Consider the following 321-nt stretch of genomic DNA (forward strand, 5'->3'; position numbering starts at 1 on the left):
AAGCGCAGCTGCGCTTCGCGGAGGATCAGGTCTTCCAACCCGAAAGAGACGAGTTCGACTTCTTGCTGAATCGGAAGGTGCTCGCGGACATGGGCGTGCGCTTCTGGCGCTTCCGCAGCCAGACGACGGCCACCCGAGACCCGGAGCGCATGACGGAGATGGTGGAGCGCCTGGTGCGCGTGGGTGTGCTGACTCCCGAGGAGGGCCGCCAGTTGGCCGGCGACATCTTCCACCGCGAGTTCCGCAAGATTGCGGATGACTGGGTCCGACGCCCCCTCACACTCACTTTGGCGGGCATCCAAACCCAAGGTGTCGCTCGGG

1 pseudogene is annotated in these 321 nt (G+C 65.1%); it reads left to right on the top strand.

Features of this window, described 5'->3' with window-relative positions:
- A pseudogene (locus tag HUW62_RS48000) lies at positions 1-321 on the top strand (phage portal protein); the annotation flags it as partial.

This window comes from Myxococcus sp. AM011, assembly GCF_013372595.1.
GTDB lineage: Bacteria > Myxococcota > Myxococcia > Myxococcales > Myxococcaceae > Myxococcus > Myxococcus eversor.